The following is a 20,936-nucleotide window of genomic DNA, read 5'->3' on the forward strand; positions in this document are numbered from 1 at the left end:
AAACGCCCGGTTACATTCCGAACCCGGAAGCTAAGCCTCACAGCGCCGATGGTACTGCAGGGGGGACCCTGTGGGAGAGTAGGACGCCGCCGAACTCCTTTTACAGCTCCGGCTCTTGGGCAATGCCCAGGGGCCGGAGCTTTTTTGCGTTGAGGTAGGGTCAGGGGGCATCGTTGGCTCGTTTCGCACAGGAGGCCCCCGGGTGGAGGTCCAGGAGACCCGCGTCCAGACAGACCGGGTCCTCACCATCCCCAACATCCTCAGCATGGCCCGGCTCGTCGGCGTCCCCGTCTTCCTGTGGTTGATCCTCAGGCCCGAGTTCGGAGGCCCCAAGAGCGACGGCTGGGCCCTCCTCGTGCTGGCTTTCAGCGGGGTCAGCGACTATCTGGACGGCAAGCTCGCCCGGCGCTGGAATCAGATCAGCAGTCTCGGCCGGCTTCTCGACCCTGCCGCCGACCGGCTCTACGTGCTTTCCACACTGGTCGGTCTCACCTGGCGTGAGATCCTCCCGGTCTGGCTGACCGCCCTCCTGCTCGCGCGCGAGCTGATGCTCCTGGTGATGGTGGGCATCCTCCGCCGGCACGGGTATCCGCCGCCGCAGGTGAACTTCCTCGGGAAGGCGGCCACCTTCAACTTGATGTATGCCTTCCCGTTGCTGCTCCTTAGCGACGGAAGCACTTGGATCGCGTCAGTCGCCGCAATTTTCGGATGGGCGTTCGCCGTATGGGGTACAACGCTCTACTGGTGGGCAGGAGTGCTCTACGTGGTACAGGTCCGCCGTCTGGTTCGGGCGGACACCATGGCCGACTGAGCTCGGTGATTGTCCGGACGTAACGCCACGATGGCCCGCGGTGGAAAAGTGCGGGACAATCTGGACGGGTGAAGTCGGCTAGACCGTCGTCTCTTGTGAGGAGGACGCTTCCGACATGAAGGCCGTCGTGATGGCCGGAGGCGAAGGCACCCGCCTGCGCCCCATGACCTCTAGCATGCCCAAGCCGCTCCTGCCCGTGGCCAACCGCCCGATCATGGAGCACGTGCTACGGCTGCTCAAAAGGCACGGGCTCACCGAGACCGTTGTCACCGTCCAGTTCCTGGCATCGCTCGTCAAGAACTACTTCGGCGACGGCGAAGAGCTCGGAATGGAGCTCACTTATGCCAATGAGGAGAAGCCACTCGGTACCGCCGGAAGCGTCAAGAACGCCGAAGAGGCGTTGAAGGACGATGCCTTCCTCGTCATCTCCGGTGATGCCCTGACCGACTTCGACCTCACGGAGCTGATCAATTTCCACAAGGAGAAGGGCGCGCTGGTCACGGTCTGTCTGACCCGGGTGCCCAATCCGCTGGAGTTCGGCATCACCATCGTCGACGAGGAAGGCAAGGTCGAGCGTTTCCTGGAGAAGCCGACCTGGGGGCAGGTCTTCTCCGACACGGTGAACACGGGCATCTATGTCATGGAGCCCGAGGTGTTCGGCTACGTCGAACCCGATGTTCCGGTCGACTGGTCCGGTGATGTCTTCCCGCAGCTGATGAAGGAGGGCAAGCCGATCTACGGCTATGTCGCCGAGGGCTACTGGGAGGACGTGGGCACCCACGAGAGCTACGTGAAGGCGCAGGCCGACGTGCTCGAGGGCAAGGTCAACGTCGACATCGACGGCTTCGAGATCTCTCCCGGTGTGTGGGTGGCGGAAGGTGCCGAGGTGCACCCCGACGCCGTACTCCGCGGGCCGCTCTACATCGGCGACTACGCGAAGGTCGAGGCCGGCGCGGAGATCCGCGAGCACACGGTCGTCGGCTCGAACGTCGTCGTGAAGAGCGGTGCCTTCCTGCACAAGGCCGTCGTGCACGACAACGTGTACGTCGGACAGCACAGCAATCTGCGCGGCTGTGTCGTCGGCAAGAACACCGACATCATGCGGGCGGCGCGGATCGAGGACGGCGCGGTCATCGGTGACGAGTGCCTGATCGGCGAGGAGTCGATCGTCCAGGGCAACGTGCGGGTCTACCCGTTCAAGACCATCGAGGCCGGTGCCTTCGTCAACACCTCCGTCATCTGGGAGTCCAGGGGACAGGCCCATCTGTTCGGCGCGCGGGGTGTGTCCGGCATCCTGAACGTGGAGATCACTCCGGAACTGGCCGTGCGGCTGGCCGGCGCCTACGCGACGACCCTCAAGAAGGGGTCCACGGTCACCACGGCCCGCGACCACTCCCGAGGCGCCCGTGCGCTCAAGCGGGCGGTCATCTCGGCTCTGCAGGCCAGCGCCATCGACGTGCGCGACCTGGAGAACGTGCCGCTGCCGGTGGCCCGGCAGCAGACCGCGCGCGGCAGTGCCGGCGGCATCATGATCCGGACGTCGCCGGGTGTGCCGGACTCGGTCGACATCATGTTCTTCGACGGCAACGGCGCCGATCTGTCGCAGGGCAGTCAGCGCAAGCTGGACCGGGTGTTCGCGCGGCAGGAGTACCGGCGGGCGTTCCCCGGTGAGATCGGGGACCTGTACTTCCCGGCGAGCGTGTTCGACTCGTACACCGGGTCGCTGCTGCGGAACGTCGACACCACCGGGATCGCCGAGTCCGGCCTGAAGGTCGTCGTCGACGCCTCCAACGGCAGTGCCGGGCTCGTGTTGCCCAGCCTGCTCGGAAAGCTGGGTGTGGACTCCCTGACCATCAACCCCGGCCTCGACGAGTCCCGGCCCACGGAGACGGCCGAGATGCGGCGCAACGGTCTGGTGCGGCTCGGCGAGATAGTGGCGTCGTCGGGTGCGGCGTTCGGTGTCCGGTTCGACCCCGTGGGCGAGCGGCTGTCGCTGGTGGACGAGAAGGGCCGGATCATCGAGGACGACCGCGCCCTGCTGGTGATGCTGGACCTGGTGGCGGCGGAGCGGCGCAGTGGCCGGGTGGCGCTGCCAGTGACCACGACCCGGATCGCCGAACAGGTGGCCGCCTACCACGGCACCCAGGTCGAGTGGACGACCACCTCGCCGGACGATCTCACGCGCGTGGGCGGCGAGGAAGGCACCATCTTCGGAGGTGACGGCAAGGGCGGCTTCATCGTGCCCGAGTTCAGCAGCGTCTATGACGGTACCGCGGCCTTCGTACGGCTGATCGGACTGGTGGCGCGCACCCAGCTCACGCTGAGCCAGATCGACGCGCGGATTCCCCGGGCGCACGTCCTCAAGCGGGACCTGGCCACGCCGTGGGCGGTCAAGGGGCTGGTCATGCGGCGTGTCGTGGAGGCCGCCGGGGACCGCTTCGTCGACACGACGGACGGTGTGCGGGTCGTGGAGACGGACGGGCGCTGGGTGATGGTGCTGCCTGACCCGGCCGAGGCGGTCACCCACCTGTGGGCCGAGGGTCCGGACGACGCCTCGGCGCAGGCACTGCTGGACGAGTGGTCCGCCGTCGTGGACAGCGCCGGGCGGTAGGGGAGGACACGACCGGGCCGCAAATCCCGTGCACGCGTGCGTGCCGGACAAGTGTCCCCAAGGGGGCCTGTCCGGCACGCCGGTGGGGCCGTTCGGAGTAATCGGGCGCGACATGCGACGATGTGCGGCATGCCGCAGCAACCCCCCGTTCGGAGCAGCCCCGCGCGGCCGCAGCGCCCGGACGCCTCCATGTCGTTGATCACCAACGTCATGGACCACAGCCTCGACGACGGGTACGCCGAGGCCGCCGCCCGGAAGAAGTCCGAGGGCGGGGGCGGGCTGCCCAAGACCCTGCGGGCGAAGCTGGGTCTCGCGGCCGGTCTCGTCCTCGCGGCACTGGTCGTCACGGTCGGGGCGGCACAGACGCGGGCGGCGGCGCCCGTGGTGGCCAAGGAGCGCCAGGAGCTGATCGACCGCATCGACAGCGAGACCGCGAACGCGGACAAGCTGGAGGGCTCGGTCGACAAGCTCCGGGACGACGTCAGCGCGCGTCAGCGGGCGGCGCTGAAGTCGAGCGGCGGCAGCGCGCAGGTGGACCTGGTGGGTCTGCTGTCGGGCGCCACCGCGGTCCACGGGCCCGGCGTCAAGCTCGTGGTGAACGACGCCAAGGAGGCCAGCTCCGGAGGTGACGGCACGAATCCGCGGGAGACCTCGGGGTTCTCCGACACCGGGCGGGTCCGTGACCGGGACATGCAGCGCGTGGTCAACGGGTTGTGGGAGTCCGGCGCGGAGGCGATCTCCATCAACGGGCAGCGGCTGACCTCCCTGTCCGCGGTCAGGGCCGCGGGAGACGCGATACTGGTCGACAACAGGCCGCTGGTACCGCCGTACACGGTGCTGGCGGTGGGGGACGGGGAACGGTTGAGCACCGCGTTCCAGAACAGCGCCGACGGCCTGTACCTGCACGCCTTGGAGCAGAACTTCGGTATCCGCGCCACCATCTCCACGGAGGGCGACGTACGGTTGCCCGCCGCACCGAGTGTGATCGTTCGTACAGCACAGCCGAGCACCGAGAAGACTGAGAAGGGCACATCGTGATCGCCGTACTGGGCCTCGTCGTGGGAGTCGTGGCCGGCCTGTTGGTCCGCCCCGAGGTTCCGGCGGTCGTGGAGCCTTATCTGCCGATCGCCGTCGTCGCGGCGCTGGACGCCGTCTTCGGCGGTCTGCGGGCCATGCTCGACGGGATCTTCGACGACAAGGTCTTCGTGGTGTCGTTCCTGTCGAACGTGGTCGTCGCCGCGCTGATCGTCTTCCTGGGCGACAAGTTGGGCGTGGGCGCACAGCTGTCCACGGGTGTCGTGGTGGTCCTCGGTATCCGGATCTTCTCCAACGCCGCGGCGATCCGGCGGCACGTGTTCCGGGCGTGACACCGATGAGCGAGCAGAACGAGCAGCCGGAGAACAGGCTGCGCAAGGAGCTGCCGGAGGAGGTGCCCGCGCGGGCACCGGAGCCGGAGCCGGAGGAGAAGACGGACGCACCGCTGACCGGGCGGCAGCGGCTGGCCAAGGGACTGTGGCCGCCGCGGGTCACCCGGGCCCAACTGATCGTCGCCCTGCTCCTGTTCGGTCTGGGATTCGGGCTGGCGGTGCAGGTGGCGTCCAACAGCGACAGTGACAGCGCGCTGCGCGGGGCACGTCAGGAAGATCTCGTCCGCATCCTCGATGAACTGGATTCGCGTACTCAGCGTCTTGAGGACGAGAAGCAGGGACTCGAAAAGCAGCGCCAGGAACTGCAGAGCAGCTCCGACCAGGCCGCGGAGGCCCGGAAGCAGACGGCCGAGAAGGAGAAGCAACTCGGCATTCTGGCGGGCACCGTGGCCGCGCAGGGTCCCGGCATCACGATGACAATCGAGGACACGAAGGGGACGGTCAAGGCGGACATGCTGCTCGACGCGATCCAGGAGTTGCGCGCGGCCGGTGCGGAGGCGATCCAGGTGAACGGGGTGCGCGTGGTGGCGGGCACCTACTTCTCCGATTCCGGGAACGGAGTGAGCGTCGACGGGAACAAGATCAACGCTCCCTATCGTTTCCAGGTCATCGGCAAGCCGCAGGACCTGGAGCCGGCGCTGAACATCCCGGGAGGCGTGGTGCAGACGCTGGAGAAGGAGCAGGCCACGGTCAGGGTCGAGCAGTCGGGCAAGATCGTCGTGGACGCCTTGCGACAGGCGAAGCGGCCTGACTACGCTCGGTCGTCCTCCCGGTGAACCGGTGGTGCATGGGCGACGTCCGGCAGGGGCATGAGGTTGCGGGGGGTCGGCGCACCGAAGGGGTGGTGCGTGGTGGAAACTGTCTGGTGGATACGGACGTTGTGAGAATGTCCGGCTCGGCCGGTGTAGGCAATCAGGGTTCGTCCTGCCCCACGGGCGGGTCTGTTTCGGTCAAGGGGAATCGCCCGTGAAGTTGTTTGCGAAGTTGTTCGGCAAGAGCGCGCGAGAGGGCAGCGACAACGCGACCGCCCGACACCGCGCACAGCCCGACGCGGAGGGCCAGCGCCCGCTGTTCCGGGACCAGGTCGCTGGTCCGGGCGGTGACATTTCCGGAGGTCAGGGCGGGGCGTCGGTTGACCCTGCCCAGTCCGGCGGCATAGGTTTCGGGCAACCGTCGACCTCAGGTGCGGGAGGAGGGTTCGCCTCCGGCCCGTACGCGTCCAACGCCCCGGCGGGGCAGCCGCAGCAGGAGGGTCCGTCCATGTCGGTCCTGGTGTGTACGAGGTGCGGTAACCGCAACGCGGAGAACGCCCGCTTCTGCTCGAACTGCGGCGCGCCGCTGCGCCCTGGCGTGACGCCCGAGCGTGCCGCGGAGACGACGTCCACGATCTCGATCTCCGGTCTCGAGGCCTACGACGCCGAGGTCACTGGTCAGACCCAGATGCCGATGCTGTCGCCGGAGGCGCAGGCCGCGGTGGACGCCCTGCCGATGGGTTCGGCGCTGCTGGTGGTGCGCCGGGGGCCGAACTCGGGCAGCCGCTTCCTCCTCGACGGCGACCTGACCACGGCCGGCCGTCACCCGCAGAGCGACATCTTCCTGGACGACGTCACGGTCTCGCGTCGGCACGTGGAGTTCCGGCGCTCCCCGGACGGCTCCTTCACGGTGGCCGACGTGGGCAGCCTGAACGGCACGTACGTCAACCGCGAGCGGATCGACCAGGTCGCCCTGTCGAACGGTGACGAGGTACAGATCGGCAAGTACCGGCTGGTGTTCTACGCGAGCCGGCAGGGCATCTGACCCGCACCCGGACCGGCGTCCGGGGGACCCCAGGGAAGGTCCATGCTTCAAACACCGAGCGGCGGTGCCGGAAGCGGTACCGCCGCCAGGGACAGTGGGCTGATGAGCATCGGCACGGTGCTGAACACGCTGCGCGAGGAATTCCCCGAAGTCACCATCTCCAAGATCCGCTTTCTGGAGTCCGAGGGGCTCATCGAGCCGCAGCGGACCCCTGCGGGGTACCGCAAGTTCAGCGCCGGCGACGTCGAGCGCCTGGCCCATGTGCTGAGGATGCAGCGGGACCACTATCTGCCGCTCAAGGTGATCCGTGAGCACCTCGACGCGATGGAGCGGGGCGAGGCCGTCCAGCTGCCGGTGGTGGGGCGGCAGCGCACCGCGGAGGACGTTCGGGAGCAGCCCGTGGTGCCCACGGTGGCCCGGGTTGGCAGGGCCGAGCTGCTCGCGGCCGCCGAGATCGACGAGGGCGAGCTCAAGGAGTGGGAGTCGTACGGGCTCATCGCTCCCCTGGAGGACGGGGTGTACGACGCCGAGGCGGTCACCGTGGCCGCACTCGTCTCCGAACTGGGCCGGTTCGGGATCGAGCCGCGCCACCTGCGGGTGATGAAGGCCGCCGCGGACCGTGAGGCGGGGCTCGTCGACCAGGTCGTGGCCCCGCTCAGGCTCCACCGCAATCCGCAGACCAGAGCACATGCCGAGGCTCGTACGAAGGAGCTGGCGGCGCTCACGGTGAGGCTGCACGCGGCACTGGTGCAGACGGCTCTCGGGGTACGGCTGCCGTGAACGCCGCGGGGCTGTGTGCGGCCGGATCGGGCAGCTGTTCCCGGCCCGACTACCCAAACGTCCCGGGCACGGCCTAGGGTTACTGTGTGAACGAGCTCGATGTCGTAGGTGTCCGGGTCGAAATGCCCTCCAACCAACCGATCGTGCTCCTGCGCGAAGTGGGAGGCGACCGTTACCTCCCCATCTGGATCGGGCCGGGGGAGGCGACGGCGATCGCGTTCGCCCAGCAGGGCATGGCCCCCGCCAGGCCGCTGACCCACGACCTGTTCAAGGACGTGCTGGAGGCCGTTGGCCAGGAGCTGACCGAAGTACGCATCACCGATCTGCGGGAAGGCGTCTTCTACGCGGAGCTGGTCTTCGCCAGCGGGGTCGAGGTCAGCGCCCGTCCCTCCGACGCCATAGCGCTGGCCCTGCGCACCGGGACGCCGATCTACGGCAGTGACACGGTGCTGGACGACGCCGGCATCGCCATTCCGGACGAGCAGGAGGACGAGGTCGAGAAGTTCCGCGAGTTCCTCGACCAGATCTCGCCCGAGGACTTCGGTACGAGCAACCAGTGACGGCGACGGCCGGTGGGTGTCGACGGCCCCGCGCACGGGCAATTGCCACCGGCCAGTGAGAGCGTCCTACGGCTTCCCGTCGGCGCATTCGGCTAGCCTTTCCCCGCGGTGGGACACGGGAAACCACTCCTAGGGTGATTATCACTCGGCGTGCCGAGTGTGGCGATCGTTGACGCACCCCTGGTGACTGCCTACCGTCGTGAAGGCAGGTCAAGGACGGAGGTCGGCGTGAGAACCAGCGGCGACGGTACGGCTGGGGGTGCCCCCGGACGCGGGTTCGGGGAGAGCGGTCCGTACCCTCCCCCGAGCTCTCAGCTGTGTTCGAACAGGGCGTACCCCCCATCGAGCAGCGCGGTCGGTCACGCTCCGCAGCGGCCGACGGTGGTTCCGAACGGCGGAGGGGCGGCGTCCATGGCGTCGGAACAGATCGGCTATCGCGGGCCGACGGCCTGCGCGGCCGCGGGCATCACGTACCGGCAGCTCGACTACTGGGCGCGCACCGGGCTGGTCGAGCCCAGTGTGCGGCCCGCCTACGGGTCGGGCACGCAGCGGCTGTACAGCTTCCGGGACGTGGTCGTCCTGAAGATCGTGAAGCGGTTTCTGGACACCGGGGTCTCGCTGCAGAACATCCGTACGGCCGTGCAGCACCTCAGGGAACGCGGTTTCCGTGACCTGGAGCGCATGACCCTGATGAGCGACGGTGCCACGGTGTACGAGTGCACCTCGCCGGACGAGGTCCACGCCCTGCTCCAGGGCGGTCAGGGCATCTTCGGGATCGCCGTCGGCGTGGTGTGGCGGGATGTGGAGAGCGCGCTCTCCCAGCTGCACGGCGAGCGCATCGACACCGGCGAGACCCTCGTCGGGCACAACCCGGCGGACGAGCTGGCGCGGCGCCGAAACCGGGCGGTCTGAAGGCCTGCGTCCGACACCGGCCCGCCCGCGGCCGGGCATTGTCAGTGCCGTGGTGCAGCATCGGAGTTGTGAGAAACGCGCCCACGATCCTGCATCTCGACATGGATGCCTTCTACGCCTCGGTGGAGCAGGCATCCAAGCCGAGCCTGCGCGGGAAGGCGGTCGTCGTGGGTGGCCTCGGACCGCGCGGGGTGGTGGCCACCGCGTCGTACGAGGCACGTGCCTTCGGGGTGCACTCGGCGATGCCCATGGCCCAGGCGCGCCGGCTGGCACCGAACGCCGCGTATCTGGTGCCGCGCTTCACCGTGTACCGGGAGATCAGCGAGCAGGTGATGGCGCTGCTGCGGGAGCTGTCGCCGCTGGTGGAGCCGCTCAGCCTGGACGAGGCGTTCGTGGATCTGGAGGCCGGCGGGACGGCCTGGGACGAGGGCTCGGCGCGGCTGACCGGGACCAGGCTGCGCGCGGACATCCGGGCGGTCACGGGACTCACCGGATCGGTCGGACTCGCCGCGTCCAAGATGCTCGCCAAGATCGCCTCCGAGCAGGCCAAGCCGGACGGTCTGGTGGTCATCGAGCCGGGTACCGAGCGCGCGCTGCTGGAGCCGATGCCGGTGCGGACGCTGCCCGGGGTCGGGCCGGCCACCGGGGACCATCTGCGCAGAGCCGGGATAGCCACCGTCGGGGAGCTGGCGGAGGCGGGTGAGGACGAGCTGGTGCGGCTGCTCGGCAAGGCCCATGGGCACGCGCTGTACGCCATGGCCCTGGCCCACGACGAGCGGCCGGTGGTGGCCGAGCGCGAGGCCAAGTCGGTGTCGGTGGAGGACACCTACGACGTGGACATCCACGACCGGCTGCGGATCGGAATGGAGGTGCAGCGGCTCGCCGACCGGTGCGTGGGGCGGCTGCGCGGGGCCGGGCTGTCGGGTCGGACCATCGTGCTGAAGGTGCGCAGGTACGACTTCTCGACCCTGACCCGCTCCGAGACGCTCAGAGGGCCCACGGACGATCCGGCGGTCGTGCGGGAGGCGGCCGCGCGGCTGCTGGACTCCGTGGACACCACGGGCGGGGTCCGGCTGCTCGGGGTGGGCGTCTCCGGGCTCGCCGACTACACCCAGGAGGACCTGTTCGCGCAGGCCTCGCCAGTGCCTCCGGCGGAGGAGCCGGAGAGGGTCGAGGGTGAGGCCGTCGTGGCGTTGCCGGAGCCCGTGGAACGCCGGTGGCGCGCTGGGCAGGACGTCAGACACGCGGAGTACGGACACGGGTGGGTGCAGGGGAGTGGGCTCGGGCGGGTGACCGTGCGGTTCGAGACGCCGCAGTCGCCTCCGGGGAGGGTGCGGACGTTCTTCGTCGATGATCCTGCGCTGGAGTCTGCTGATCCGTTGCCGTTGGTGTCGGAGGCGGAGGAATTCGGCGCTCAGGCCTCCTCCGACCCCGCCAGCTTGCCGAAGTCGTGGTCCGGTACGGACGGGGGTGCGGCCACGTCCAAGCCGTAGTGGTGGTACAGCTGCAGTTCCTGCTCGGGGGAGAGGTGCCGGCCCACGCCGAAGTCGGGGGCGTCCTTGATCAGGGCGCGCTCGAAGGGGACGTGGAGGGCGCCCTCGACGAGCTCGCTCGGCTCCAGGGGGACGAAGGCGTCGCGGGAGAACAGGCCGGTGCGTATCGCCGCCCACTCGGGCACGCCGGTCGCGTCGTCGAGATACACCTCGTCGATGGTGCCGATCTTGGTGCCGTTGCGGTCGAACGCCTTGCGGCCGATCAGGTTGCGCGGATCGATCTCGGTCTGCACGGGCCCTCTCCCTCCACTTGGTCGCAACTCATCCGTAAGCACTACGAAAGAGCACATTCAGGGCGGCGGCCACTCGAGGGCCCGGGCGTTGACCCCGCTGGTAGGCTGACAGCGGCTGCTGACCCCGTGCGGGAGAGTCCTCCGACCACCTCGGAGGCGCCGAAGGAGCAAATCCTCCCCGGAATCTCTCAGGCCCACGTACCGCACGGACGAGGTCACTCTGGAAAGCAGGGCGGGTGTCGACGGCTCCCGCTCTCACCGACGGTGAAAGCCGGGACCCTCGGGCCCCGGTGAAGCTCTCAGGTTGAGATGACAGAGGGGGAGGCCGTCGGGGCACCCACACCGTGGTGCCCTTCGAAGGTCGCGTCAGACCAGGAGGCCTCCGCAATGACCGCCCACCGCCTTCCGCTCTCGGAACTCGAAGCGGGCATCCCCTTCGAGCAGCGCCACATCGGGCCCGACCAGGAGGCGCGGGCCAAGATGCTCGCGCACGTCGGCTACGGCTCGCTGGACGAGCTGACCGCCGCGGCGGTCCCGGATGTGATCAAGAACGCCGACGCCCTCGACCTGCCGGGCGGCCGCACCGAGGCCGAGGTGCTCGCCGAGCTGCGCTCGCTCGCCGACCGCAACCAGGTCCTGGACTCCATGATCGGCCTCGGCTACTACGGCACCTTCACCCCGCCGGTCATCCTGCGCAACGTCATGGAGAACCCGGCCTGGTACACGGCCTACACGCCGTACCAGCCGGAGATCTCCCAGGGCCGGCTCGAGGCGCTGCTGAACTTCCAGACCGTGGTCGCCGACCTCACCGGGCTGCCCACCTCCGGTGCCTCCCTCCTCGACGAGGGCACGGCCGCCGCCGAGGCCATGGCCCTGTCGCGGCGCATGGGCAAGAACAAGAAGGGTCTGTTCCTGGTCGACGCGGACGCGCTGCCGCAGACCATAGCGGTCATCCAGACCCGCGCCGAGCCGACCGGCGTCGAGGTCGTCGTCGCCGACCTCAGCGACGGCATTCCGGCCGAGGTCGCCGAGCGCGAGATCAACGGCGTGCTGATCCAGTACCCGGGCGCCTCCGGTGCCGTACGGGACATCAAGCCGCTCGTCGACCAGGCGCACGAGCTGGGTGCGCTGGTCACCGTCGCCGCCGACCTGCTCGCGCTGACGCTGCTGACCTCGCCGGGCGAGCTGGGCGCGGACATCGCGGTCGGTACCACCCAGCGCTTCGGCGTGCCGATGGGCTTCGGCGGTCCGCACGCCGGCTACATGGCCGTGCACGAGAAGTTCGCGCGCAGCCTGCCCGGCCGGCTCGTCGGCGTCTCCGTCGACGCGGACGGGAACAAGGCCTACCGGCTCGCCCTGCAGACCCGTGAGCAGCACATCCGCCGGGAGAAGGCGACCAGCAACATCTGCACCGCGCAGGTGCTGCTCGCCGTGATGGCCGGCATGTACGCGGTCTACCACGGTCCGGAGGGGCTGCAGACCATCGCCCGGCGGACGCACCGGTACGCCACCATCCTCGCCGAGGGGCTGAAGGCCGGTGGCGTCGAGATCGTCCACGGCGCCTACTTCGACACCCTCACCGCGCGTGTGCCCGGCAAAGCCGCCGAGATCGTCGCCGCCGCCCGGCGAAACGGGGTCAACCTCCACCTGGTCGACGCCGACCATGTCTCCCTGGCCTGCGACGAGACCACCAAGCGGGCCCAGCTGGCCGCCGTGTGGTCCGCCTTCGGCGTCGAGGGCGACATCGAGGCGCTGGACGCGACCGCCGAGGACACCCTCCCCGAGTCGCTGCTGCGCACCGACACGTACCTCACCCACCCGGTCTTCCACCAGCACCGCTCCGAGACCGCGATGCTGCGCTACCTGCGCAAGCTGGCCGACCGCGACTACGCGCTCGACCGCGGCATGATCCCGCTGGGCTCCTGCACCATGAAGCTCAACGCGACCACGGAGATGGAGCCGGTCACCTGGCCGGAGTTCGGCCAGCTGCACCCCTTCGTGCCGGCCGAGCAGGCGCAGGGATACCTGACGCTCATCCGCGAGCTGGAGGAACGTCTCGCCGAGGTCACCGGCTACGACAAGGTCTCCCTGCAGCCGAACGCTGGCTCGCAGGGCGAGCTGGCCGGCCTGCTCGCCGTACGCGGGTACCACCGCGCCAACGGCGACGAGCAGCGCACCGTTTGCCTGATCCCGTCCTCCGCGCACGGCACCAACGCGGCCAGCGCCGTGATGGCCGGCATGAAGGTCGTCGTCGTCAGGACCGCCGAGGACGGCGAGATCGACATCGCGGACCTGCGGGCGAAGATCGAGCAGTACCGCGACGAGCTGGCGGTGCTGATGATCACCTACCCGTCGACGCACGGTGTGTTCGAGGAGCACGTCGCCGACATCTGCGCCCAGGTGCACGACGCCGGCGGCCAGGTGTACGTCGACGGCGCCAACCTCAACGCCCTGGTCGGCCTCGCCAAGCCGGGCCACTTCGGCGGTGACGTCTCGCACCTGAACCTGCACAAGACCTTCTGCATCCCGCACGGCGGTGGCGGCCCCGGCGTCGGCCCGGTCGCGGTCCGCGAGCACCTCGCGCCGCACCTGCCGAACCACCCGCTGCAGCCGGCCGCGGGCCCGGAGACCGGCGTCGGCCCGATCTCGGCCGCTCCCTGGGGCTCCGCGGGCATCCTGCCGATCTCCTGGGCGTACGTCCGGCTGATGGGCGGCGAGGGCCTGAAGCGGGCCACGCAGGTGGCCGTGCTCTCCGCGAACTACGTCGCCAAGCGCCTGGAGCCGCACTACCCGGTGCTCTACACCGGTCCCGGCAACCTGGTCGCGCACGAGTGCATCATCGACCTGCGGCCGCTGACCAAGGCGACCGGCGTCAGCGTGGACGACGTGGCCAAGCGCCTGATCGACTACGGCTTCCACGCGCCGACCATGTCCTTCCCGGTGGCCGGCACGCTGATGATCGAGCCGACCGAGTCGGAGGACATCGGCGAGCTGGACCGGTTCTGCGACGCGATGATCGCCATCCGCGCGGAGATCGAGAAGGTCGGCGCGGGCGAGTGGCCGGCGGAGGACAACCCGCTGCGCGGTGCCCCGCACACCGCGGCCGCGCTCGGCGGTGAGTGGAAGCACTCCTACAGCCGCGAGGAGGCCGTCTTCCCGGCCGGCGTCTCGGCCGCCGACAAGTACTGGCCGCCGGTGCGCCGTATCGACCAGGCTTTCGGCGACCGCAACCTGGTCTGCTCCTGCCCGCCGCTGGACGCGTACGAGGACTGAGCAAACGGTGCGGCGAGGGCCCCGTCCGGTTTCCGGGCGGGGCCCTCGCCATGTCATGCCGTCGCCAGGGACACCTCGGTCGCCTTGATGAGGGCGACCACGTCGGAGCCGACGAAGAGGCCGAGGTCCTCGACCGCGTCCTTGGTGATCGCCGCGGTCAGTTCGCCGCCGTCGACGGAGATCCGGACGGAGGCCATGACGGCGCCTGTGGTGAGGCCGGTGACCGCGCCGGGGATCTGGTTGCGGATCGACAGGCCCTGGACCCGTTGCGTGGCCAGGGAGACCTCGGTCGACTTGACCAGGGCGCGGACGGCCGACCCGGGGGCGAGGGCCAGGTCCTCGGCGGACTCCTCGGTGATGGCCGCCATGAGGCTCTGGCCGCCCTCCAGACGGAGGCCGACGGTGGCCATGGCCTCGCCGTGGTGGACCTCGGTGACGGTGCCGGGGAGCTGGTTGCGGATGCTCAGGGTCATGAGCAGCCACGGTAGAACGTCCGCCCGGTCAGGCCGGGTATGCGTGCGTCTGCGTCGCTTTGACCGTAGCCCAGACGGCAGCGCCCGGGTGCAGCTCCAGTTCGGCCGCGGCGCCCGTGGTGAGGTCGGCGGCGAGGGGGAGCTCGCCGCCGAGGTCGGCGCGGATCAGGTCGCCGTGCGTCTCCAGGCCGGCCACCTCGCAGCGCCAGAGGTTACGGGCGCTGGCGCCGGTGGGCCGGTCCCGGAAGAGGGTGACGGCGCCGGGCGGGAACGCCACGAAAACCGGACCCGACAGGTCTTCGGTGGTGGTGATCGAGGGTCCCGCGTCGAGTCGTACCGTATGCCCCTGCGCCCGGCCGCGGTAGAGGTTGAGTCCGACGAGCTGGGCGATGTAGTCGGTGCGTGGATGACGGGCGATGTCGGCGGGGCCGCCCTCCTGGACGACCTGCCCGTGCTCTACGACGACCAGGCGGTCCGCGAGCACCATCGCGTCCAGCGGGTCGTGCGTGACCAGGACGGCGACCGCCTCGAACTCGGCCAGGTGGCGGCGCAGTTGGGCGCGGACCTCCAGGCGGGTGCGGGCGTCCAGCGCGGCCAGTGGCTCGTCCAGGAGCAGCAGCCGGGGGTGGGTGGCGAGGGCCCGGGCGAGGGCCACGCGCTGGGCCTGCCCGCCGGAGAGGCGGCGGGGCCTGGCACCCGCGTGGCCGGCGAGGCCCATCCGGTCCAGCCACGCGGCGGCCTGGGCGCGCGCCTCGGCCTTGGACACACCCTGGCAGCGCGGCCCGAACGCCACGTTGTCCAGCGCGGACAGATGAGGGAAGAGCAGATAGTCCTGGAAGACCACGCCGACCGGGCGGGACTCCGGGGGAGTGTGCTCCAGTGCGGCGCCGTCCAGGCGCAGATGACCGTCGGTGAGCGGGACGAGCCCGGCCAGGGCACGCAGGGCGGTGGTCTTGCCGGCACCGTTGGGACCGAGCAGGGCGAGGACGTCTCCGGGGGCGGCGGTCAGGGCCACATCGAGCCGGAAGGAGCCGCGGTCGACGACGAGGCGGGCGTCGAGTCCCTCGTCGCCCACCCTCCCGAGGCCGGCTTCGGGGGCATCGATGTCGGTCATGGGTCCGTACGTTCGCACATGCCCCGGGTCGGCTGCCATGCTCACGTCCCCGTCATCCAGCGGTCCCGCAGCCCCGCCAGCACCGCGATCGACACCGCGAGCAGCACCAGGCTGAGGGAGATCGCGGCGTCGGGGTCGTTCTGCAGGGCCAGATAGACCGCGAGAGGCATGGTCTGGGTGCGGCCGGGGAAGTTGCCCGCGAACGTGATCGTCGCCCCGAACTCCCCGAGCGCACGCGCCCAGGCGAGCACCGCGCCCGCCGCGACACCGGGCGCGATCAGCGGCAGGGTGACCCGGCGGAACGCGGTGAAGCGGGACGCGCCGAGCGTGGCCGCCGCCTCCTCGTAGCGCGGGTCGGCCGCGCGCAGCGTGCCCTCCACGCTGATGACCAGGAACGGCATCGCGACGAACGCCTCCGCGATCACGACGCCGGTGGTGGTGAACGGCAGCGTGATCCCGAACCAGGCGTCCAGCCACTTGCCGATCACCCCGTTGCGGCCGAGTGCCAGCAACAGCGCCACACCGCCGACCACCGGCGGCAGCACCAGGGGCAGCGTCACCAGGGCCCGTACGAAACCCCGGCCGGGGAAGTCCGTACGGGCCAGCAGCCAGGCCAGCGGCACCCCCAGGACGAGGCTGACTGCCGTTGCCGCTGTGGCGCTGACCAACGACAGCTGGAGCGCCTGCCACACCTCGGTGCTGGACAGCTGGTCCGGCAGGCTGCGCCAGGGCGCGCGGATGATCAGCGCGACCAGCGGCACCAGCAGGAACGCCAGCGCCAGCAGGCCCGGCAGCAGCAGCGGCAACGGCACCCCGCGCCGGCCCCCCGCGCCGACGCGGCGGCGTGGCGGCCGGTCCGTGCGGGGACCGGCCGCTGCGCCGGGTTCGTGGAGCGAGGTCACGGCTTGAGGAACCCGGCCTCGCTCAGCACCTTCTGGCCCTCGGCCGACTGCACGAGGGCGATGAACGCCTTGGCGGCCTGGGCGTTCGGCGCGTTCTTCAGCAGGGTGATCGGGTAGGCGTTGATCGCCTCGGCGGACTCGGGGAACTCCACGCCCTCCACCTTGCCGCCCGCGGACTTCACATCGGTCTTGTAGACGACCGCGGCGTCCGCCTCCTTCAGCTCGACCTTGTTCAGGGCGGCCTTGACGTCCTGCTCGTAGGAGACCGGGGTGAGCTTGAGCTTGCTCGCGTCCAGGGCCTTCTGCGTGGCGGCGCCGCAGGGCACGGTCTTGTCGCACAGCACGACCTTCAGGCCGGACCTGGTGAGGTCCTTCAGGGAGGAGACCTTGCCGGGGTTGCCCGGCAGGGTGGCGATCTCCAGCTGGTTGCGGACGAAGGTGGCCGGGGTGCCGACCGCGTCCTTCTTGTCCGTCACGATGGCCATGGTCTTGGGGCTGGCGGCGGCGAAGACGTCCGCCGGGGCACCGCCGGTGATGCTCGCGGCGAGGGTGTCGCTGCCGCCGAAGTTGAAATCGACCTTGGTGCCGGGGTGCTGCTGCTCGAACTCCTTGCCCAGGGTCGTGAAGCTCTCCTTCAGGGAGGCGGCGGCGAACACGGTCACGTTGCCGGACAGCTTCGGCGAGGCCGACGACCCCGAGGAGGCCGGGGTGTCCTTGGACTGGGCGGAGTCGGACGAGGAGGAGCAGGCGCTGAGTGCCATCAGGGCGGCGGCTCCCGCACCGGCCAGCTGCAGCATCCGCCGGGTCCGGCGTGCGGAACGGGTCATCACGGTTCTACTCCTCGGGATCTGTGGAACGAGTGTCGCGCCCTGCCACGGCCGGCGAACCCGGCCGTGCGGCGATGATACTGCCGCATCTGCCAGGCGTAAGTCTTCTGTCGCATCGCATGAGCTGCGAACTTGTGACTTGTAGCTTGCATGTGCGTTTGTACGGCACACTGCGGGGGGTACGGTGCTGCGGGAGGTGGTCGCAGGTGACGCTCGCGGAACTCGACCTGACCGGTGATCTGGCCCGGCCCGCCCGGCTGACCGTGCCGGACCTGCTCCGCTGGCCGCAGCACCGGGTGGACGTCAGCTTCGAGTGCGCGACCAGCGGCATCCAGCACCACCGGTTCACCGGACCGCGCCTGTACGACGTCCTGACCGACGCGGGGCCCGGCTTCGACCCGGCACGGCGCAAGGACCGGTTGCGCTTCCTCATCGCCGTCACCGGCACCGACGGCCACCACGCCGTGCTCTCCTGGGCCGAGATCGACCCCGACTTCGCGGACGCGCCCGTCCTGCTGGGCGTGCGCATCGACGACAGCCCGCTGGACGCGGCCGGGCCCCAGCTGGTCCTTCCGCAGGACCGGTGCGGGGCCCGGCACATCAGCGGGATCACGGCGATCCGGGTGGACGGCCGCTACCGCTGTGCCGCTCCAGCTCCCGCCACACCCGGTCACGGAGCAGCGGCGCCTCGGTGAAGCGCACGCCCGTCGCGTCGCGCAGCGCGTTGGCCAGGGCCGGGGCTACGGGGTTGAACGGGCTCTGGAGACGTTCCTGGCCCGCGACGGCTCATGGGCCTGCGGGACCGGCTCGACCTGTGGGCCGCGCTGCTGTGCCGCTGACGGCGGCATGAGGGGTCAGACGCGGTCGATGTGCACGTTGGTGGACTTCACGCGGGCGGTGGCCTCCATGCCGACCTCCAGGCCGAGTTCCTCGACGGCCTCCCGGGTCAGCAGCGACACCAGCCGGTGCGGGCCCGCCTGGATCTCCACCTGGGCCGCGACGTCGCCGAGCTTGATCGCCGTGACGATGCCGGGGAAGGCGTTGCGCACGGAGGTGTAGGAGGCGTCCTCCTCACCGCCGCCCGCCTTGGCCAGTTCGACCGAGAACGCGGCGAGGTCCCGCCCGTCGATGAGCCGCCGCCCGGACTCGTCGCGATGGGTGGTCACCCGGCCCGCGTCGGCCCAGCGGCGCGCGGTGTCCGGGCTCACGCCGAGCAGCCGCGCCGCCTGGCCGATCGTGTAGGACTGCATGCCGGTCACGATAGGGCCACGGCCGGGGAACCGGGGACGTGGGGTTGCCCGTCGGGTACAACGCGACATGGCGTCAGTACGTGACGGCGGGCCCCTCCGGGGGGTTGTGGATCGGGCTGACGGTATGGCTGCCGAGCTGCTGCCCACCGGTCGGCCGGACGCCCGGCCGGTCCCGGCGCGGCCCGACTGCGCCGGTCCCGTCCCGGCTCAGCCGGTGTGCACCCGCGGCCGGCGCACCCGGTCCGGCTCCGCCTCGCGCAGCACCTCCCGGGTGACCGGGGCGACCTCGCCCTGACCGAAGAGGAAGAAGCGCAGGAAGTTGGCGAAGGGGTTGCCCTCAGTCCACTCGAAGTAGATGTGCGGGGTGCAGCCCGTCATGTCCCGGGCGTGCAGGAGAAGGGCCGCCAGGGCGTTGGAGATGGAGGCGGACTCCAGGGTCAGCACGCGGTACCGCTCGTGCAGGACCTCGCCGCGCACGGTCAGCCCCGCCTCGAACTCGGAGGGGTCGGTGACGGTGACCTCGACGAAGACGAAGTCCTCCTGCTCCGGCATGTCGTTGTCGGCCTTGATCTGCTCGATCTTGTCCCGGTACTCGGCCTTGTCCCGGTGGCCGGGCTCGTTGGCGATGAACCGCATCTTTCGGCTCGCCATATCCCTGATGAATCGTTCCGCCATCGGGTCGAGCGTCACGCTGGTCACGCGCAGCTCGAAGGCACGGGCCAGCCGGGACAGGAACGAGACGAGGATGATGCCCGCGATGAAGCAGGCACCGATCTTCACACCGTCCGGCCGCTCGATCACGTTCACGACGGTGGTGTAGAGGAACACCGCCGCGATCACGCCGAACCCGATGGTCCACTTGCGCTGCCGGGCCTTGCGCGCGGCGATGGTGACCGCGATCGCGGCCGAACTGATCAGCACCAGCACACCGGTGGCGTAGGCGCCGCCCTGCTTGTCGACGTTGGCGTCGAAGATCCAGGTCACCAGGAACGCGACCAGCGTGAAGACGATGACCATCGGACGGACCGCGCGCGCCCAGTGCGGGGCCATGCCGTAGCGGGGCAGGTAGCGCGGCATGAGGTTGAGCAGGCCGGCCATCGCGGAGGCGCCGGCGAACCACAGGATCGCGATGGTCGAGACGTCGTAGACCGTGCCGAAGGCGCCGCCCAGGTACTGGTGCGCGAGGTAGGCGAGGGCACGGCCGTTGGCGGGGCCGCCCGTCTTGAAGTCGTTCTCCGGGATCAACAGCGTGGTGATGAAGCTGGTGGCGATCAGGAAGCAGCTCATGATGAGCGCGGCGGTGGTGAGCAGCTTCTTGGCGCCCCGGATCCGGCCGGTCGGCTTCTCCTCGGTGTCCCCGGCGTCGCCCTGGACGTGCGGCATGACGGCGACACCCGTCTCGAAGCCGGACAGGCCGAGCGCCAGTTTCGGGAAGACGATGAGGGCCACGCCGACCATCACGAACACGTTCCCGTGTTCCGCCGTCAGGGCGCTGCTCCAGTCGGTGACGACGTGTCCGGCGGTGACGACGTGCCAGAAGCCGACGATCACGACGACCACGTTGAGCGACAGATAGACGCCCACCAGGGCGACCGCGACCCCGATCGCCTCCAGGAAGCCCTTGAGGAACACCGCGCCGAGCAGCGCCACCAGGAACAGCGTGATCAGCATCTGGTGGCCGTGCAGGGCGCTGGTCAGATGCGGGTTCTCCACCAGGTGGGTGGCGGCGTCGGCGGCCGACAGGGTGATCGTGATGAGGAAGTCGGTGGCCGCGAAACCCAGCAGGGTGAGGACGAACAACTTGCCCTGCCAGAACGACAGCAACCGCTCCAGCATGGCGATGGAGCCCTCGCCGTGCGGGCTCTCCTCGGCCACCCGGCGGTAGACCGGAAGGGCGCCGGCCAGCGTGACGATGACCAGCACGATGGTCGCGATCGGGGACAGCAGACCGGCCGCCAGGGCCGCGATGCCCGGCTGGTAGCCCAGGGTCGAGAAGTAGTCGACGCCGGTCAGGCACATCACGCGCCACCAGCGCTGGCCCTTGTGCGGGGCCTCCGGTTCGGCGTGGGGCCCGGTGTGGCCACCGTGCTTGCCCATGTCGGACAGCCCCTCCAGCATCCAGTTGCGCAAGCGACTGGGAGGGGGGTGCTCGGTCGTGGCCATCTGCGGGCTCCTGTGTGTGGCTCAGCTCTTTCCGGCCATCACGCGGACGGCGGCACCAGCGTAAGCAGAGAGTGACGCCTGGGCCCATGGATCAGGGCTCGGGAGGCGTCAATCTTGCGTTAAGAATGGCGCGGGAGGAGCAGAGCCGCATCAAGAAGCGGAGGCCGGAGAGGTTCCGCGGGGACCACGGACCATCGGGTCCCCGCTCGCGCCGCCGGCCCGTGGACGGCCACCGAGTGTCATGCTCTCC

19 protein-coding genes, 1 rRNA gene and 1 riboswitch are annotated in these 20,936 nt (G+C 70.0%); of the genes, 13 read left to right on the forward strand and 7 right to left on the reverse strand.

All coding sequences use genetic code 11. From position 1 onward, the window contains the following. The 11 genes from rrf to AB0D93_RS22595 form a co-directional block, all read left to right on the forward strand. Positions 1–95, forward strand: a 5S ribosomal RNA gene (gene rrf / locus AB0D93_RS22545); the annotation flags it as partial. A 107-nt stretch (positions 96–202) separates the two neighbouring features. Beyond that, a complete protein-coding gene (locus AB0D93_RS22550; RefSeq protein WP_362121943.1) occupies positions 203–811 on the forward strand; it encodes a CDP-alcohol phosphatidyltransferase family protein in 609 nt (202 codons plus the stop codon). A 115-nt stretch (positions 812–926) separates the two neighbouring features. Then, positions 927–3,422, forward strand: a complete 2,496-nt coding sequence (locus tag AB0D93_RS22555) for a mannose-1-phosphate guanyltransferase (RefSeq protein WP_362121945.1) — start codon at positions 927–929, stop codon at positions 3,420–3,422. 129 nt (positions 3,423–3,551) lie between these two features. After that, the gene (locus tag AB0D93_RS22560) at positions 3,552–4,460 is read left to right on the forward strand and encodes a DUF881 domain-containing protein (protein WP_362121947.1); all 909 of its coding nucleotides are present in this window, start codon (positions 3,552–3,554) and stop codon (positions 4,458–4,460) included. Continuing rightward, complete coding sequence (locus AB0D93_RS22565) at positions 4,457–4,789, forward strand: small basic family protein (protein WP_003988855.1); 333 nt, start codon at positions 4,457–4,459, stop codon at positions 4,787–4,789. Before AB0D93_RS22560 ends, AB0D93_RS22565 begins: the two co-directional genes overlap by 4 nt. A gap of 5 nt (positions 4,790–4,794) precedes the next feature. Continuing rightward, the gene (locus AB0D93_RS22570; RefSeq protein ID WP_362121949.1) at positions 4,795–5,625 is read left to right on the forward strand and encodes a DUF881 domain-containing protein; all 831 of its coding nucleotides are present in this window, start codon (positions 4,795–4,797) and stop codon (positions 5,623–5,625) included. Positions 5,626–5,815: 190 nt separating this feature from the next. Then, positions 5,816–6,646, forward strand: a complete 831-nt coding sequence (locus tag AB0D93_RS22575) for an FHA domain-containing protein (RefSeq protein ID WP_362121951.1) — start codon at positions 5,816–5,818, stop codon at positions 6,644–6,646. Positions 6,647–6,688: 42 nt separating this feature from the next. After that, positions 6,689–7,426 (forward strand): MerR family transcriptional regulator, encoded by a 738-nt coding sequence (locus AB0D93_RS22580; RefSeq protein ID WP_362121953.1) that lies wholly within the window; start codon positions 6,689–6,691, stop codon positions 7,424–7,426. 86 nt (positions 7,427–7,512) lie between these two features. Continuing rightward, positions 7,513–7,986: a bifunctional nuclease family protein gene (locus tag AB0D93_RS22585; protein WP_004934251.1), complete on the forward strand. Its 474-nt coding sequence runs from the start codon at positions 7,513–7,515 to the stop codon at positions 7,984–7,986. A 228-nt stretch (positions 7,987–8,214) separates the two neighbouring features. Then, positions 8,215–8,898: a MerR family transcriptional regulator gene (locus AB0D93_RS22590; RefSeq protein ID WP_362121955.1), complete on the forward strand. Its 684-nt coding sequence runs from the start codon at positions 8,215–8,217 to the stop codon at positions 8,896–8,898. A 68-nt stretch (positions 8,899–8,966) separates the two neighbouring features. Continuing rightward, on the forward strand, positions 8,967–10,391 hold the full coding sequence (locus AB0D93_RS22595) for a DNA polymerase IV (RefSeq protein ID WP_362121958.1): 1,425 nt from the start codon (positions 8,967–8,969) through the stop codon (positions 10,389–10,391). On the opposite strand, the gene AB0D93_RS22600 is transcribed toward AB0D93_RS22595, so the two are convergent. Beyond that, positions 10,313–10,684 (reverse strand): PRC-barrel domain-containing protein, encoded by a 372-nt coding sequence (locus AB0D93_RS22600; RefSeq protein ID WP_362121960.1) that lies wholly within the window; start codon positions 10,682–10,684, stop codon positions 10,313–10,315. The genes AB0D93_RS22595 and AB0D93_RS22600 overlap by 79 nt on opposite strands. Before the next feature lie 119 nt (positions 10,685–10,803). Continuing rightward, positions 10,804–10,898, forward strand: a riboswitch (glycine riboswitch). A 173-nt stretch (positions 10,899–11,071) separates the two neighbouring features. On the opposite strand from AB0D93_RS22600, the gene gcvP reads away from it, so the two are divergent. Further along, a complete protein-coding gene (gene gcvP / locus AB0D93_RS22605) occupies positions 11,072–13,957 on the forward strand; it encodes an aminomethyl-transferring glycine dehydrogenase (protein ID WP_362121962.1) in 2,886 nt (961 codons plus the stop codon). A gap of 53 nt (positions 13,958–14,010) precedes the next feature. Here gcvP and AB0D93_RS22610 read toward each other — a convergent pair whose 3' ends face one another. Genes AB0D93_RS22610 through modA form a run of 4 tightly spaced genes read right to left on the reverse strand, consistent with a single transcriptional unit; the run spans position 14,011 to position 17,273 of the window. Next, entirely contained in the window at positions 14,011–14,430 is a 420-nt protein-coding gene (locus AB0D93_RS22610; protein ID WP_362121964.1) for a TOBE domain-containing protein, read from the reverse strand. Positions 14,431–14,458: 28 nt separating this feature from the next. Continuing rightward, positions 14,459–15,544: an ABC transporter ATP-binding protein gene (locus tag AB0D93_RS22615; protein WP_362121966.1), complete on the reverse strand. Its 1,086-nt coding sequence runs from the start codon at positions 15,542–15,544 to the stop codon at positions 14,459–14,461. Positions 15,545–15,585: 41 nt separating this feature from the next. Continuing rightward, complete coding sequence (gene modB, locus AB0D93_RS22620; protein WP_362121968.1) at positions 15,586–16,446, reverse strand: molybdate ABC transporter permease subunit; 861 nt, start codon at positions 16,444–16,446, stop codon at positions 15,586–15,588. Continuing rightward, the gene (gene modA / locus AB0D93_RS22625) at positions 16,443–17,273 is read right to left on the reverse strand and encodes a molybdate ABC transporter substrate-binding protein (protein ID WP_362121970.1); all 831 of its coding nucleotides are present in this window, start codon (positions 17,271–17,273) and stop codon (positions 16,443–16,445) included. Before modA ends, modB begins: the two co-directional genes overlap by 4 nt. A gap of 206 nt (positions 17,274–17,479) precedes the next feature. Between modA and AB0D93_RS22630 the strand changes: the two genes are divergently transcribed. Beyond that, on the forward strand, positions 17,480–17,968 hold the full coding sequence (locus AB0D93_RS22630; protein WP_362121972.1) for a molybdopterin-dependent oxidoreductase: 489 nt from the start codon (positions 17,480–17,482) through the stop codon (positions 17,966–17,968). A gap of 159 nt (positions 17,969–18,127) precedes the next feature. On the opposite strand, the gene AB0D93_RS22635 is transcribed toward AB0D93_RS22630, so the two are convergent. Continuing rightward, positions 18,128–18,523 (reverse strand): helix-turn-helix transcriptional regulator, encoded by a 396-nt coding sequence (locus tag AB0D93_RS22635; protein WP_362121974.1) that lies wholly within the window; start codon positions 18,521–18,523, stop codon positions 18,128–18,130. A gap of 207 nt (positions 18,524–18,730) precedes the next feature. Further along, positions 18,731–20,686, reverse strand: coding sequence for an amino acid transporter (locus tag AB0D93_RS22640; RefSeq protein ID WP_362121976.1), 1,956 nt, complete (start codon positions 20,684–20,686; stop codon positions 18,731–18,733). Between the last annotated feature and the right edge of the window lie 250 nt (positions 20,687–20,936).

This window comes from Streptomyces sp. NPDC048191, from assembly GCF_040652655.1.
Taxonomy (GTDB): domain Bacteria; phylum Actinomycetota; class Actinomycetes; order Streptomycetales; family Streptomycetaceae; genus Streptomyces.

Bases quoted from the DNA above. Each gene is read 5' to 3' on its own strand.
- AB0D93_RS22560 (WP_362121947.1), top strand. From the start codon at position 3,552: ATGCCGCAGCAACCCCCCGTTCGGAGCAGCCCCGCGCGGCCGCAGCGC.
- AB0D93_RS22570 (WP_362121949.1), top strand. From the start codon at position 4,795: ATGAGCGAGCAGAACGAGCAGCCGGAGAACAGGCTGCGCAAGGAGCTG.
- AB0D93_RS22555 (WP_362121945.1), top strand. From the start codon at position 927: ATGAAGGCCGTCGTGATGGCCGGAGGCGAAGGCACCCGCCTGCGCCCC.
- gcvP (WP_362121962.1), top strand. From the start codon at position 11,072: ATGACCGCCCACCGCCTTCCGCTCTCGGAACTCGAAGCGGGCATCCCC.
- AB0D93_RS22610 (WP_362121964.1), bottom strand. From the start codon at position 14,430: ATGACCCTGAGCATCCGCAACCAGCTCCCCGGCACCGTCACCGAGGTC.
- AB0D93_RS22640 (WP_362121976.1), bottom strand. From the start codon at position 20,686: ATGGCCACGACCGAGCACCCCCCTCCCAGTCGCTTGCGCAACTGGATG.
- AB0D93_RS22615 (WP_362121966.1), bottom strand. From the start codon at position 15,544: ATGACCGACATCGATGCCCCCGAAGCCGGCCTCGGGAGGGTGGGCGAC.
- modA (WP_362121970.1), bottom strand. From the start codon at position 17,273: ATGACCCGTTCCGCACGCCGGACCCGGCGGATGCTGCAGCTGGCCGGT.
- AB0D93_RS22635 (WP_362121974.1), bottom strand. From the start codon at position 18,523: ATGCAGTCCTACACGATCGGCCAGGCGGCGCGGCTGCTCGGCGTGAGC.
- AB0D93_RS22580 (WP_362121953.1), top strand. From the start codon at position 6,689: ATGCTTCAAACACCGAGCGGCGGTGCCGGAAGCGGTACCGCCGCCAGG.